This window comes from Ruegeria sp. HKCCD7296 (assembly GCF_013110775.1).
Taxonomy (GTDB): domain Bacteria; phylum Pseudomonadota; class Alphaproteobacteria; order Rhodobacterales; family Rhodobacteraceae; genus Ruegeria.
The window spans coordinates 159,702-172,479 of the sequence record NZ_WVRF01000003.1 but is presented as its reverse complement, the minus strand read 5'-3'; the positions used below and the strand labels follow the sequence as shown (position 1 = coordinate 172,479).

The following is a 12,778-nucleotide window of genomic DNA, read 5'->3' as shown; positions in this document are numbered from 1 at the left end:
CTGGGCTGGCCATGAGGGCTTCAAACGCAGTGAACCGGCTTGAAACCCGCGGCTATCCAGGTTTCGGAAAGCGCCTGAAACGGCTGCGCCGGTCGGTTGGGTTCAAGCAGGCTCATCTAGCTGAATTGTTGCAGGTGGATCAGGCGACCGTTTCGCGGTGGGAAAGAGGCGGTCAGACACCACCGCCCGAGACCCAACAGGCCGTCTTTGCGGCCCTTGGTCCGGCCCGTACTGATGACAGCGCATTGCGGCGGTTGGTCATGAGCTCGTCAGATTGTGTGCATTTGGTAGAAGAGGCCAGCCACAGGTGTCTTGCCTATTCGGCCAGCCGGGCGCGCGATTGGAAAACCAGCCAGAGCGCTTTGCTTGGTGTGTCGCTGTGGCAATTTGCAACGGAGGAAATACAGGCAGCCGAGGCTGAACTCGATGCCGATGGATGGTGGGAGATGCATACGCCCGCGCCAAAGGCGTTCCTGACGTCCGAAGCTGTCCATGACCGTATTCGTATCAGCGCTGGCGAAATCATCTGGGAACGTCTCTATCTGTCTGACGGCACGCCTGTTCGTCTGGTCAGCGGTTCCAGACACTAAGGTCGCATAATTTATGCGTTCCGCGACCGGGCGCGGCACGTTAGAAGCGCCCAATGCTACGGGTATTTCAGGTCCTCATTCTTTGGCTGGCCGGATTGGGTGCGGCGACGCAATTTGCAAAAATTGCAGTTCCGTTTCCCGAGCTTGTCTTACTGTATCCTGATCACACCGAAGCCATGGGATGGTTGCTGTCGATCATCAGCCTGATCGGAGCCTTGCTTGGGGCCTTGTCCGGGGCCATCGTAGGGCGGGTTGGGCCCATGAAGCTTTTGATTTTCGGCTTGTGCCTCGGTGGCGCGATTTCAGTGTTTCAGGCGACATGGCCCGGATTTTACATCATGCTGGCCAGTCGCTTTGTTGAAGGGCTTTCGCATCTGGCCATTGTCGTCGCTGCGCCCACACTGATCGCGCAAATCACAACCGGCAAAGCGCGTAACATTGCGATGGTCCTTTGGAGTACATTCTTTGGCGTCGCTTTCGCACTGAATGCGTGGATCGGACTACCGATGATCGCCGCTTTTGGTCTGACCACGTTCTTCCTGCTGCATGGTTTCTTGATGCTTGGAGTAGCTGGTGTGATCCTGATCTGCCGGATGCGCGTGCAATTTGCCTCTGACACCAAACCTTGGCGGTGGGCAGAAGTGCTGAACGTTCATCTTCGCACTTATCGCTCTCCCTTCGTGTCAGCCCCGGCAGTGGGGTGGTTCTTTTATACGCTGACCTTTGTGTCTTTGCTGGCCATCCTGCCGGGTCGTTTGCCGGAAGACATCAGCGCGCATGTCGCCGGGTTGATGCCGCTGGCGGGTATTGTCCTGAGTTGGATAGCTGTTCCTGTCCTATTGAATGTGATGCCCTGCGTCGCGGTGATCAATCTGGGGCTCGGGCTGGGCATTTTTTCCATTTCCGGGGCCTTCCTTGGCCTGCCGTTGGAGATCGTGTGCGTTCTACTGTTTGCCGTTTTGGGACTCGTACAGGGGGGCAGCTTTGCTGCAGTACCGATCCTGAACCAAACGGCCGAGGCGCAGGCGCTTAGCTATGGGGCCATGGCGCAGATGGGCAACGCGGGAAACTTGCTGGGCACACCGGTTCTGCTGGCGGTTTTGTGGCGCGTGGATGAGGCCGGGATGCTGCTGAGTATAACCGGAATTTATGCGATCGCGATCCTTGCGCATACCGCGCTGGCCCGCCAGCGCGCAGCACAAACCAACTCAGCCTGACTGACCAGGCGAAATGATCTGAAAAGACCCGTCATCGAATTTTACAAAACACGATTGCGTTGTAAGTGGCGGCAATGTAGTTGTGCGCGTTGCAGGTACGCTTGATTTTACGTTTTGCTTGCAGGGCGGCAGGCTGACGGGGCGGAATCCTTTTTGCGCCATGCACTGCGCCTCGACCGTGTTGCGCAGGCCCTGGTTCACATCCACGGTATAGACCCGACCGGGCTGCCACCATCCCGGGGACTGGTAACACCGTCCCCGACCGTCGCAATAGGTGCGCCCGGGCCAGTATGTTGGCGGGCTCTGGCGGATTTGATTGGCAACCGGCACTTCTTGTACCGCCTTAAGCTGGCACTGTGTCGTCTCTTGTTGCAGGCGGGAAACGGTTGCACCTTCGCGGTAATAAAGCGAAAGCGGCCCGCCGCATGAGGACAGCACCATTAGGGTTGCAAGCATAGGAAACAGCGTTTTCATATGCTTATCTTGCCGCAGCCGCACAGAGATGACAATTCAATTGACCGCTTTGGGGGCATCTGTCATTCAATCCTTTCAGGCAGAAGGGCCAGAAACATGAAGGTCATCATATGCGGCGCGGGTCAGGTTGGCTGGCAGATTGCGCGGCACCTTTCGGGCGAACTGAATGACGTAACGGTCGTGGACAACAATCCCGATCTCGTGCGCCGGGCGACGGAAACGCTGGATGTGCAGGGCATTGCAGGGTTTGCAAGCTATCCTGACGTGCTGGAACGGGCAGGGGCCCGCGACGCCGATATGATAATTGCTGCGACCCATTCTGACGAGGTGAACATGGTTACCTGTCAGATGGCGCATTCGGTGTTCTCGATCCAGCGTAAGATCGCGCGCTTGCGCTCCAAGTCCTATCTGGAAGCCATTCATTCGGACCTTTACCGCCGCGATCACTTGCCCATCGATGTGGTGATCAGCCCCGAACGCGAAGTGGCTGCTGCAGCGATGCGTCGCCTGTCGGCGCCGTCGGCCTTTGACACCGAGATTTTCATGGATGGCAAGGCGCAGCTACTGGGCATCAGGGTGGAAGAGGATTGCCCGATTGTGAATACGCCGCTCCGGCAACTGACTGATCTGTTTTCCACACTCAGTTCGATTGTGGTTGGTGTTCGGCGCGAGGGTACGCTGTTCGCGCCTGAATCCGAGGATCAGCTGTTCGTAGGCGACGAGTGTTACGTCTTTACCAATGTGAACGACGTGAACCGCACCATGGAAGTGTTCGGAAAAGCCCAAAAGCGACAGGATCGGGTTGTGATCGTTGGCGGCGGCAATGTCGGTTTGGAGGTGGCCAGAACGCTGGAGGAGCGCGAAAGCCGCGTGCGCGCAAAGGTCATCGAACGCGACCGCCAATGCGCCGAGATCGCCGCCGAAGCGCTGGAGCGGACGATTGTTTTGCATGGGGACGGTTTGGATTCCGGCTTGCTGAGCGAGGCCGGGATCGACCGGGCCGATGCGATGCTGGCCGTCACGGATGACGACCGCACGAACATGCTGGCTGCCGTGCGTGCCAAGGCCGAAGGCTGTGCGCTTGCGATTGCGCTGATCAACGATCCCAGCATGGTTGCCCTTATGGGACCGTTGGGCATTGATGCTTATATTAACCCGCGCGCTACCACCGTCAGCTCGATCCTGCGCCATATCCGGCATGGGCGTGTTAGACAGGTCTATTCCATCGGTGACGCCGAGGCCGAGGTGATCGAGGCCGAGGTTCTGTCGACCTCTCCGATGGCGGGGCAGAAACTGCGCGATATCGATTTCCCCGAGGGTGTGCTGGTTGGTGCCGTGCGCAAAGGAGACGAGGTTCTGCGTCCGACGGGCAGTCTGCGGATTGATGAAAAGGACGTGGTCGCAATCTTTGCCATGGCCAAGGACGTGCCCGAGGTCGAACGTCTGATGCAGGTCTCAATCGATTTCTTCTGATGGCGCGCGCAGGGACACAACAGGTTGGGATTCTGCGGCGTTTACCGTTGTTCCTGCTGATCTGGGCTATCGTGTCGCTGGCCATGTGGATTCCGGCAGTCTATGCTCTGGTGCTGGATGATCACGATACATCGCGGTCCTTTCTTTACTCGGGCCTTCTGGGCCTGTTTCTGGTCGCAATAATTGCAATGGCCTCTTCCAATCGCATTCCACGGCGGGGGACTTTGGGGCAGTTAGCGGTGATGCTGGGCTGTTTCACCATCCTGCCGATCTTTCTGGCGATACCGCTCCATGATGCGCTTGGCACGACCACATTTCTGAACGCCTATTTCGATATGGTCAGCGCGCTGACAACGACCGGGGCTGATCTGTTTCCTGATTACAACCGGCTAAGCGCGCCGCTGCATCTTTGGCGTGCACTGGTCGGTTGGATGGGTGGCTTGCTGATGTGGATTGCGGCCGCTGCGATTCTGGCGCCGCTGTCCCTTGGCGGGTTCGAGGTAACAGCCAAGGGGCAGCCCGGTCGGCCGGTGTCAGGTGTTGCGCAAAGCGAACGCGTGGACCCGCGCGGCCGTTTGCTGCGTGTAGCGCGGGCGCTGGCACCGGTATACGCCGGGCTGACTGTAGTGATCTGGGTTCTTCTGATGATCGCGGGCGAGGCCGGTTTGACCGCCGTTTGCCACGCAATGTCGGTGATGGCCACGTCCGGTATCTCTCCGGTTGGTGGTATGGAGGGGGCGCAGGCCGGGTTTACCGGTGAAGCGATCCTATTTTTGTTCCTGTTCTTTGCCCTTTCGCGCCTGACTTTCTCGACCGATACTGCCGCCACAGGGTTTTCTCGTTTGGACAGAGACCCCGAGTTTCGCATCGGCCTGATGATCGTTCTGGCGGTTGCACTTTTATTGTTTTTCCGGGTGGTGGCCGGCGTCACCGAGATCGGTGGGCAAATCGCTCCACTTCAGGCGTTGCAGGTGATTTGGGGTATGCTGTTCACCGTGCTGGCCTTCCTGACCACTGCCGGGTTCGAAAGTGCGAACTGGAACGATGCGCAGCAATTGTCGGGTCTTGGCACGCCGGGGTTGTTGCTGATGGGACTTGCGCTGATTGGCGGTGGGGTCGCCACCACGGCCGGAGGCGTCAAGCTGTTGCGGGTTTTTGCGTTGTACCTGAACGGTGCGCGCGAGATCGACCGATTGATCTATCCCTCATCCGTCAGCGGTGTCGGGGGCGGCAACCGGCGTATTCAGAGCGACGGAGCCTTTATCGCCTGGATCTTTTTGATGCTTTTCGCTCTGACGCTGGCGGTGTTCAATCTTTTGCTGGCGGCGATGGGGGCCGGATTTGAACAGGCAATGGTGCTGAGCGTTGCCACCCTGACGACGACAGGTCCATTGATCGAGCTGGCGACGGATGTCCCGATCCGGCTGATTGATTTGTCCGCAGGGGCAAAACTTACGCTCTGTGCAGCGATGGTGATTGGTCGTCTGGAAACGCTTGCAATTATTGCATTGATCACACCGTCGCTGTGGCGGGATTGAACCACAACGCCCGGCCAACGTTACCGCCTTATTTTTCATCTGGAATATCTCTGCGCGGCACTCCATACTCGCCCGGAGGGAGCGCGTTGGTCCGCAGCGCGTAGCAAGAACAATGGCGAGATTATAAAAATATGGCTTCGGACAGACAGAATCTTCAGGATGCCTTCCTGAACAATGTACGGAAAGCTAAGGTTCCGGTAACGATCTTCCTGATCAATGGCGTGAAACTGCAAGGTGTGATCACCTGGTTCGACAATTTCTGCGTATTGTTGCGCCGCGACGGACAGTCGCAGTTGGTCTATAAACACGCGATTTCGACCATCATGCCATCACAGCCGATCAATCTGTATGAGGGCGAAGACGCCTCTTGATGGAACATGACCGGAGGCGCACCCGAGCCTGGGTGCTGCATCCCGAAATCAAATCAGATGAACAGCGCCGTGTTCCCGAACCGGCGCTGGCTGAGGCGGTTGGACTGGCCGCTGCACTACCCGATCTGGATGTGATTGGGTCCGAGATTGTGCGCCTGCAACGTGCCCAACCGGGGCTTTTGTTCGGCAGTGGCAAGATCGAGGAACTGACCGAACGGCTGCATGACAGTGAAATCGAGTTGGTTTTGATCGACGGGCCGGTCACGCCCGTGCAGCAACGCAATCTGGAAAAGGCATGGAAGGTTAAGATACTCGACCGAACCGGGCTGATCCTTGAAATTTTCAGCGATCGCGCGCGCACCCGTGAAGGGGTGCTGCAGGTCGAGATGGCGGCTCTCAGCTATCAACGCACGCGATTGGTGCGGGCCTGGACCCACCTTGAACGGCAACGCGGCGGGTTGGGATTCGTTGGCGGACCCGGTGAAACCCAGATCGAAGCCGACCGCCGCGCCATTGACGAACAATTAGTCAGACTAAGGCGTCAGCTGCAGAAAGTGGTCAAGACCCGTACCCTGCACAGGGCTGCGCGCGCCAAGGTGCCGTATCCAATCGTTGCCCTTGTGGGGTATACAAACGCGGGCAAGTCGACCCTGTTCAACCGCTTGACCGGGGCCGAAGTGATGGCCAAGGACATGCTGTTTGCAACGCTTGACCCAACCATGCGTCGCGTCCAGCTTCCTGATGGCCCTGAGGTGATCCTGTCGGACACGGTGGGCTTTATCTCGAATTTGCCGACCGAGCTTGTGGCGGCCTTCCGCGCAACCCTCGAGGAAGTGCTGGGCGCGGACCTGATCGTTCATGTGCGTGACATCAGCCACGAAGAAACGGATGCGCAGGCCCAGGATGTTGAGACTATCCTGACCTCATTGGGTGTCGATGAAGAACGTCCACGGCTTGAAGTTTGGAACAAGATCGACCTGCTCAACCCCGAGGACAAAGACGCCGCTTTGGCGCGGGCTGGACGGGACCCGGCGATATTCTCAATCTCGGCAGTAACGGGCGAAGGCGTTAACCCGCTGTTGGCCGAGATCGCCACACTGCTTCAGGGTGCACGGCACGAGGTTGTCTTGGACCTGTCTTATGCCGAGGGGGACAAGCGGGCGTGGCTGTTCCGTCAGGACGTTGTCCAGGGTGAGGATCAAACCGAAGAAGGGTTCCGCCTGACCGTTTTGTGGACAGACAAGCAAGCCGCGCGGTTTGCGTCGCTTTGAACAAGGTGGAAAGGTCAGCTATGACGGAAAATTCAGATCAAAGAGTGTTCTTGAACGGCCTTATCGATGTACCGCAGGACCGGCTTGAAGACGTGCGGGCAGCTTTGCCGCTCCATATCGCTCTTACACGCGCGGAAGAGGGCTGTATGTCTTTCGAAGTTGTGGAAGATCAGACAACGCCCGGGCGGTTCATGGTGTCGGAAGTGTTTGCAACGCAAGCGGCCTTTGACGCCCATCAGGTGCGAACCAAGGCGTCAGACTGGTTTCAGGTCACGCAGGGAATACCCAGGAACTACACGATAGAAACGGCTGCGGATCGGACACGTTAAGCTATTTGCCGTCAATCTGCCGTTGATAGTCATCTGCGTCGAACCAGCCTAGCGAAGACTTTACAAGATAGTCTGACGTCAATTCCCACTCTTCCCAACCGCGTGCCACAACGTGATTGCCGGTTTCGGCGTGGTTCCCCTCTAGAGTCCAAACAAAAATAGCGTGAGATCCGGCCCATCGCATCATATCGCAGCGGACCTCTAGATCAGGAAAGTCGGCGTAAAAGCCACGAGCCATATCGGCAATCGCTGCGCGCCCTTCTATGGGGTCGCCCCGATTGATCGTGATTTGTCCATCAGGTGCAAAGAAACCGGCAACTGCATCGGGGTCACCGGAACTCCAGGCAATTGCGTAATCCCGCGCAAGATTGTTCAATGTATCCCGAATACTGGCCATATTCGCCCCCCTTTGGTCCCACATAATCGGTGGAATGATCATAGGCGAAAAAGGTTCAAGGTGCCACGATGCCCCAGAAACCGGGGCGAGGAGTTGCCGATTAGGCGGATTATCGCGGGATCAGATTGGTCACGCCAACCGCTGCAGCGCGGGCCAGATCAAGGTCCAATGACATCGGGATATATTCGCCACGCCGCCATAGCTGCGCCTGATCGTCGTAGTAGCGCGACAGGAAATGACCCGATTGACCGGTTGCTGTGATAAAGACCGAGCTGTTGGGATCAGCAAAATCGTACACCCCGCGATACCCGGCACCGTGTACGTTCTGGAACGGATCCGGGCCTTCGCCTGACGTGCGCCCGCGTAGCAGCGTATTGTCGCCACCGCTGGTCGATTGGCGGATGTTCACGAAATAGCGCAGGACAGGCACGTCGCCCAGGACCGGGTGATCATGCGTGGCTTGATGCGCATCGCCCCAGCGCAGGGATTCCAACGCGCTGCCATAGCGCTCAGAAATCCAGATCAGGGCGTCGTCCAGCGCCAGTCGGGCCATTTCGGTACACGTCTCAACCGGGGCGCTTTGTCGTACATCGCACCAGACGCTTGCTCCGTCGATGTCACGATAAACGCGTTCGATGAACAGCGGCTCGACGTGTTTGTATTCGCTGGCCAGTGGCCCAAGCTCATCCGCGATCAGGCGGATCTGAAGAGCGCGCAACCATGCCGCATAGATCAACGGCTCGGGCAGGTGTTCATTCATCTCACCATTCCAGTCTGCCAGCAGTGACAAGGCGATCTGGCGCTGACGTTCCGGTGTGCCCTCGGGGGCCGAGGCACCGGTGAACCACAGGTCTGCGCCGATGAGCGGTAGCAGGGACCGCGCCGTGAAGCTGACGGTATCAAGTTGCGCTTCGACAAAGCTGTCACGGGTATGCACCTCACGCGATTGCATCAGGCGATCCCAGCGATGCACACGCTGTGTATCGCCCCATTCGTAGGAGACATGGTTGGGGAAAGGACGGTCGATAATCTTGTTGTTCGTATTACCCAGAATGCCACCGACCGGGGCAACAAATTCCGGATTGTCCGCATAGGGCAGGCGGCCCTGCCAGCGGTTTGCCTCGATCCAGCCGGGCGTTGGGATGCGCCCGCGGCTTTGGTTTTGCAGATCCCGGCTGGGCATGGCACCGATCAACTTCATCCCAATTGTAGTCCGGTCTACCAGAGACAGGTTCTGGGATGGGGCGATGAACTGCTCGCCCGCTTGTATGGCCTGACGCACGTTGTCCGCATTCATGAGCGCCATAGAAGCGGTCATCGAAGTGTCGCGCGGGCTGAGCGCCGTCCAGGACAGAGACGCCACATGGCCGGGCGGAGTGATGGTCTCCAGCTTGTAATCCGTGCCGGGCAGCACCGGGCCGTTATCTGTCCAGCGCAGCGTTAGTGTGACTGGCGCCTCGTCTTTGATGGAGATGATCGATGGGCGGGTCAGAAATTCTTTGTAGCCATCGGGGGTCAGATATTCCTCTGGGTTGTCCGGGTTCAGCTGTTCTATGTGCAGGTCCTGATCATCCAGATAAGATGAGGTCAGCCCCCATCCCAACCTGTCACTGCGTCCGGTCATAATGGCAGGAACACCGGGTATCGAGGCTCCGATCACACCACCTTTTTTAAGATCAAGATGGGTCAGATACCACACACCGGGGGCTGTGAAACCCAGATGCGGGTCGTTTGCCAGCAAAGTGCCTCCACTTGCCGACCGCGATGGGGCGGCGGTCCAAGCATTGGACGCTCCGGCCAAGCCGCGTTTGGGAAGCGGTGAGAGAGGTGTTTCGGGTATTTCAGTGCCGGCGGCGTAGCGCGGCAGATTGGGAAACAGGGACGCATATTCCGGAAGGGCCGCGATGCCAGGACCGGGGACGTCAGGCAGGATGTCGGCCAGACGCTCGGGGTTGTTCAATATCAAAGAGGTGCGGGCGCGCAGAACCTCATCACTCAGGTGGCCTGAAAGTTGCAAAGCCATCAGCTTGATGACCGCAATGCTGTCGCCCGGTTGCCAGGGCGAGACGGGGGCGTTGAACAGGAACATTTCCGGTGCACCGCGACCCAAAGCCTCCTCATTGATTTCGGTCAGCCTTGCATTGACCCCGGCGGCATAAGCCCGCAAGGCGGCTTTGGTATAGTCATCCTGCACCTCGACCGAGCGATGGGCGAGGCCATAGAGATCCAGCCGCCGCAGCAACTTGTCGATGCGCAGCGTGCGTGTCCCGAAGACTTCGGACAAACGGCCTTGCGCAGTCCTGCGCATCACAGTCATTTGCCACAGCCGGTCTTGTGCGTGGGCATATCCCAGTCCAAAGAACACATCCGGATCGGTTTGGCCCAGAATATGCGGCACGTTGGCGGTGTCGCGAACGATCTCGACAGGGGCGGTAAGACCATCAACTTCAAGGGTCTGGTCGTAATCCGGCAGGGACTGGCTTGCCAGGAAATAGACAAGGCCTATCGCGGCGAGGATCAGAATAATCAGACCCGACGCGATGCGCACCAGCCAGCGGAAAACAAGACCCATTACTGCCCCATATTATCTTTTGGAATAAGGTTGCGCAGAGATTAGAGGATGGTCGGTCTGACCGAAAGAGGAACGCGGCAAGAACCTGCTTGGAAACGCTTATAAATAATTGCCCCGCCGCAGTGTTGTGCTGCGACGGGTGCCATGTGTGGGGGAAGTGGTAATTTGGGTTATGGAATAATGCGCGTGTATTTCGTGCCTTCGATGGTCGCGCCGAATTTCAGACCGGCCTGACCAAAGACCGCCGCCAGCACTGGCGTACGCAGTGTAGTTGTGTCCGTGGACAAAGAATTCCCAGTTGAGTCAACCACATAGCCAATATCGGCGCCGGCTGTCCATCCGCTGGAACGGCGGAAATCGTTCAGTGCAGCTTCGGTCATAAAGAACAGGACATGCGCATATTGCTGCGCACCAAATTGCAGGCCGGCGGTTCCGGAAATTGCGGAATAGTAATCGACCGTCGCCCCGTTGATGCGCAGCGCGCCTTGCCCGTAGGCACCGCCAAAAATGATCAACCCGGCGTCAGTTATCAGGGGCATGACCAACATACCGTTGGCTTTGTTCGCAATCTCAACCGTGTTGGGATATTTCGCGTACATCTCGGTCAGCGTGGCGTCCACGCGGGCGTCGATTGTTGCCGCGTTCGAATTGCCGACGCCGTTGCCGCAGGCAGCCGTCAGGGTCAGACCTGCCATGCCAAAGGCAAAGCCGCGACGGCTCAGTCGGGGGGAAGGGGAACTGCTCATGGTTTTTATATCTCTGTAACTGTGCCTGATGTTGTCGGGTGAACCCGATCTTGTGGGCAAGGATACGCCGATTGGCCCCATGTGTCACGGGAAAGCTGCTCGCCAACGCCAGTTCGTCGGCGAAAAATTGCGAGTCCTTGGGGTTTTAGCCCTGAAGGATGCGCGCAACCTGCGGCGAGAAATAGGTCAGAATTCCATCGCATCCGGCCCGCTTGAAGGCCAGCAAGCTTTCCAGCATCACCTTCTCGCCATCAATCCAGCCATTCTGCGCGGCCGCCTGAATCATCGCGTATTCACCGGATACCTGGTAAGCATATGTCGGCGCGCCAAAGCCGTCTTTCACACGGCGGCAGATGTCCAGATAAGGCATGCCGGGCTTGATCATCACCATGTCCGCGCCCTCAGACAGGTCACGCTCGATCAAACGTAGAGCCTCGTCCGAATTGGCCGGGTCCATCTGATAGGTCTTCTTGTCACCCGTCAGCGCGCCCGAGGCCCCAACGGCATCTCGGAAAGGCCCGTAAAAGGCACTGGCGTATTTTGCTGCATAGCTAAGGATCATTACGTTGTGATGGCCCGCACCTTCCAGCGCGCGGCGCATTTCTCCGATCCGACCGTCCATCATGTCTGATGGGCCGATGATGTCAGCACCGGCTTCGGCCTGAGAGAGAGTCATTTTGACCAATGCCTCTACGGTCTGATCGTTGACAATCTCACCGTCGACAACGTACCCGTCATGGCCATTGATGTTGTAGGGGTCCAGCGCAACATCGGTCATCACGGCGATGTCGGGGGCAGCAGCTTTGATTGCGCGGATGGCGCGATTGGACAGGTTGTCCGGGTTCCAGGCTTCGGCACAGTCTTCAGTCTTCAGTGCGGAATCTGTGTAGGGAAAGATGCAAATCGCAGGTATCCCAAGCGCTTGGGCTTCGACCGCAGCCTTGGCAATCAAGTCAACCGACCGGCGCACCACACCCGGCATCGAGGGCACCGGTTCTTCAATTCCGTCGCCATCGCGCACAAAGACCGGCCAGATCAGGTCATCTGTGGTCAGCGTGTTCTCTCGCACCAGCCCGCGAATTGCCTCAGACTGACGCGCCCGTCGAAAGCGGGTCATAGGGTAGGGGGCAATAGTCAGCTTCATGGCGCGTTCTCCTTGAACATTCGTGCATTGGGTGGCATGAATTCACAAAGGTCTCAAGGGTATCAATGGACGCGCCACCGCGATGAACCCCCCTGAGTGGTTTGAATAAAGGGTTGGGTTTGGACTGGTACTCTTCGATCTTTGAACTCATTGACATGCGCAGCTTTTCGAATCTGTGGTATTGGATTGTGCTGGCGGTATTTTGGTCATCCGCCAGTCATTGGGTGATGGGCATTCCGTATGATTTGGTTGTTCGTGCGCGTCGGATTGGCGGGCAGGTTGAAATCGACCTTCTGGACATTGTGCGCATCCACACGAACCGGATTTTGCTGATCGTAGATATGTCGGGTGCGATCCTCCTGGCGCTTGCGTGCTTTATGCTCACAGGTTTGGCCATGCTGGGTTTCTACTATGACGTAGAGTTTGCACAGGCGGTGTTTTTGTTGGCGTTTCCAATGACTTTGGTGTTGCTTGTGAACATATCGCAAGCTAGACGTTTGCGCCGGCAGGAACTGACGCTGGAAACTGTTTCCAAGACCATTTCACGCTGCAGGCTGTACACGCAGATCATCGGCATGATCTCGATACTGGTCACTTCTTTCTGGGGCATGTATCAGAACATCTCGATCGGCGTTCTTGGGTAGAAAAATCTGAAA

13 protein-coding genes are annotated in these 12,778 nt (G+C 57.7%); 8 read left to right on the top strand and 5 right to left on the bottom strand.

Annotated features, from left to right (window positions below; translation table 11 throughout):
* Positions 1–11 precede the first annotated feature (11 nt).
* Both GS632_RS05830 and GS632_RS05825 read left to right on the top strand, forming a co-directional pair.
* The gene (locus tag GS632_RS05830) at positions 12–590 is read left to right on the top strand and encodes a helix-turn-helix domain-containing protein (protein ID WP_171237685.1); all 579 of its coding nucleotides are present in this window, start codon (positions 12–14) and stop codon (positions 588–590) included.
* Between the two features lie 53 nt (positions 591–643).
* Positions 644–1,807 (top strand): MFS transporter, encoded by a 1,164-nt coding sequence (locus tag GS632_RS05825; protein WP_171721452.1) that lies wholly within the window; start codon positions 644–646, stop codon positions 1,805–1,807.
* Here the strand turns inward: GS632_RS05825 and GS632_RS05820 are convergent.
* Positions 1,799–2,281: a hypothetical protein gene (locus GS632_RS05820; protein WP_171179972.1), complete on the bottom strand. Its 483-nt coding sequence runs from the start codon at positions 2,279–2,281 to the stop codon at positions 1,799–1,801. The two genes, GS632_RS05825 and GS632_RS05820, sit on opposite strands and share 9 nt — an antisense overlap.
* Before the next feature lie 96 nt (positions 2,282–2,377).
* Here GS632_RS05820 and trkA point away from each other — a divergent pair, with 96 nt between their 5' ends.
* The 5 genes from trkA (at position 2,378) to GS632_RS05795 (ending at position 7,263) form a co-directional block, all read left to right on the top strand.
* Positions 2,378–3,754, top strand: coding sequence for a Trk system potassium transporter TrkA (gene trkA / locus GS632_RS05815; protein WP_171179974.1), 1,377 nt, complete (start codon positions 2,378–2,380; stop codon positions 3,752–3,754).
* On the top strand, positions 3,754–5,292 hold the full coding sequence (locus tag GS632_RS05810; protein WP_171237683.1) for a TrkH family potassium uptake protein: 1,539 nt from the start codon (positions 3,754–3,756) through the stop codon (positions 5,290–5,292). Before trkA ends, GS632_RS05810 begins: the two co-directional genes overlap by 1 nt.
* Positions 5,293–5,423: 131 nt before the next feature.
* On the top strand, positions 5,424–5,663 hold the full coding sequence (gene hfq / locus GS632_RS05805) for an RNA chaperone Hfq (RefSeq protein WP_005982826.1): 240 nt from the start codon (positions 5,424–5,426) through the stop codon (positions 5,661–5,663).
* On the top strand, positions 5,663–6,934 hold the full coding sequence (gene hflX / locus GS632_RS05800) for a GTPase HflX (RefSeq protein WP_171237682.1): 1,272 nt from the start codon (positions 5,663–5,665) through the stop codon (positions 6,932–6,934). The genes hfq and hflX overlap by 1 nt, the downstream gene beginning before the upstream one ends.
* 20 nt (positions 6,935–6,954) lie before the next feature.
* Entirely contained in the window at positions 6,955–7,263 is a 309-nt protein-coding gene (locus GS632_RS05795; protein WP_171237681.1) for a putative quinol monooxygenase, read from the top strand.
* 1 nt (position 7,264) lies between these two features.
* Here GS632_RS05795 and GS632_RS05790 read toward each other — a convergent pair whose 3' ends face one another.
* From GS632_RS05790 to hemB, 4 genes are all read right to left on the bottom strand, one after another.
* Positions 7,265–7,660 carry a nuclear transport factor 2 family protein gene (locus tag GS632_RS05790; protein ID WP_171234378.1) on the bottom strand — a complete coding sequence of 132 codons (396 nt, stop codon included), beginning with the start codon at positions 7,658–7,660 and terminating at the stop codon, positions 7,265–7,267.
* Positions 7,661–7,769: 109 nt separating this feature from the next.
* Positions 7,770–10,232, bottom strand: a complete 2,463-nt coding sequence (locus tag GS632_RS05785) for a penicillin acylase family protein (protein WP_171721451.1) — start codon at positions 10,230–10,232, stop codon at positions 7,770–7,772.
* A gap of 170 nt (positions 10,233–10,402) precedes the next feature.
* The gene (locus GS632_RS05780) at positions 10,403–10,978 is read right to left on the bottom strand and encodes a YSC84-related protein (RefSeq protein ID WP_171179986.1); all 576 of its coding nucleotides are present in this window, start codon (positions 10,976–10,978) and stop codon (positions 10,403–10,405) included.
* 145 nt (positions 10,979–11,123) lie between these two features.
* Entirely contained in the window at positions 11,124–12,122 is a 999-nt protein-coding gene (hemB, locus tag GS632_RS05775) for a porphobilinogen synthase (RefSeq protein ID WP_171237679.1), read from the bottom strand.
* A gap of 119 nt (positions 12,123–12,241) precedes the next feature.
* On the opposite strand from hemB, the gene GS632_RS05770 reads away from it, so the two are divergent.
* Positions 12,242–12,766 carry a component of SufBCD complex gene (locus tag GS632_RS05770; protein ID WP_171179990.1) on the top strand — a complete coding sequence of 175 codons (525 nt, stop codon included), beginning with the start codon at positions 12,242–12,244 and terminating at the stop codon, positions 12,764–12,766.
* Positions 12,767–12,778 lie beyond the last annotated feature (12 nt).

What these genes read in the sequence shown, in the direction of transcription:
- GS632_RS05830 (WP_171237685.1), top strand. Translation starts at nt 12, where the DNA reads ATGAGGGCTTCAAACGCAGTGAACCGGCTTGAAACCCGCGGCTATCCA.
- GS632_RS05825 (WP_171721452.1), top strand. Translation starts at nt 644, where the DNA reads ATGCTACGGGTATTTCAGGTCCTCATTCTTTGGCTGGCCGGATTGGGT.
- GS632_RS05820 (WP_171179972.1), bottom strand. Translation starts at nt 2,281, where the DNA reads ATGAAAACGCTGTTTCCTATGCTTGCAACCCTAATGGTGCTGTCCTCA.
- trkA (WP_171179974.1), top strand. Translation starts at nt 2,378, where the DNA reads ATGAAGGTCATCATATGCGGCGCGGGTCAGGTTGGCTGGCAGATTGCG.
- GS632_RS05810 (WP_171237683.1), top strand. Translation starts at nt 3,754, where the DNA reads ATGGCGCGCGCAGGGACACAACAGGTTGGGATTCTGCGGCGTTTACCG.
- hfq (WP_005982826.1), top strand. Translation starts at nt 5,424, where the DNA reads ATGGCTTCGGACAGACAGAATCTTCAGGATGCCTTCCTGAACAATGTA.
- hflX (WP_171237682.1), top strand. Translation starts at nt 5,663, where the DNA reads ATGGAACATGACCGGAGGCGCACCCGAGCCTGGGTGCTGCATCCCGAA.
- GS632_RS05795 (WP_171237681.1), top strand. Translation starts at nt 6,955, where the DNA reads ATGACGGAAAATTCAGATCAAAGAGTGTTCTTGAACGGCCTTATCGAT.
- GS632_RS05790 (WP_171234378.1), bottom strand. Translation starts at nt 7,660, where the DNA reads ATGGCCAGTATTCGGGATACATTGAACAATCTTGCGCGGGATTACGCA.
- GS632_RS05785 (WP_171721451.1), bottom strand. Translation starts at nt 10,232, where the DNA reads ATGGGTCTTGTTTTCCGCTGGCTGGTGCGCATCGCGTCGGGTCTGATT.
- GS632_RS05780 (WP_171179986.1), bottom strand. Translation starts at nt 10,978, where the DNA reads ATGAGCAGTTCCCCTTCCCCCCGACTGAGCCGTCGCGGCTTTGCCTTT.
- hemB (WP_171237679.1), bottom strand. Translation starts at nt 12,122, where the DNA reads ATGAAGCTGACTATTGCCCCCTACCCTATGACCCGCTTTCGACGGGCG.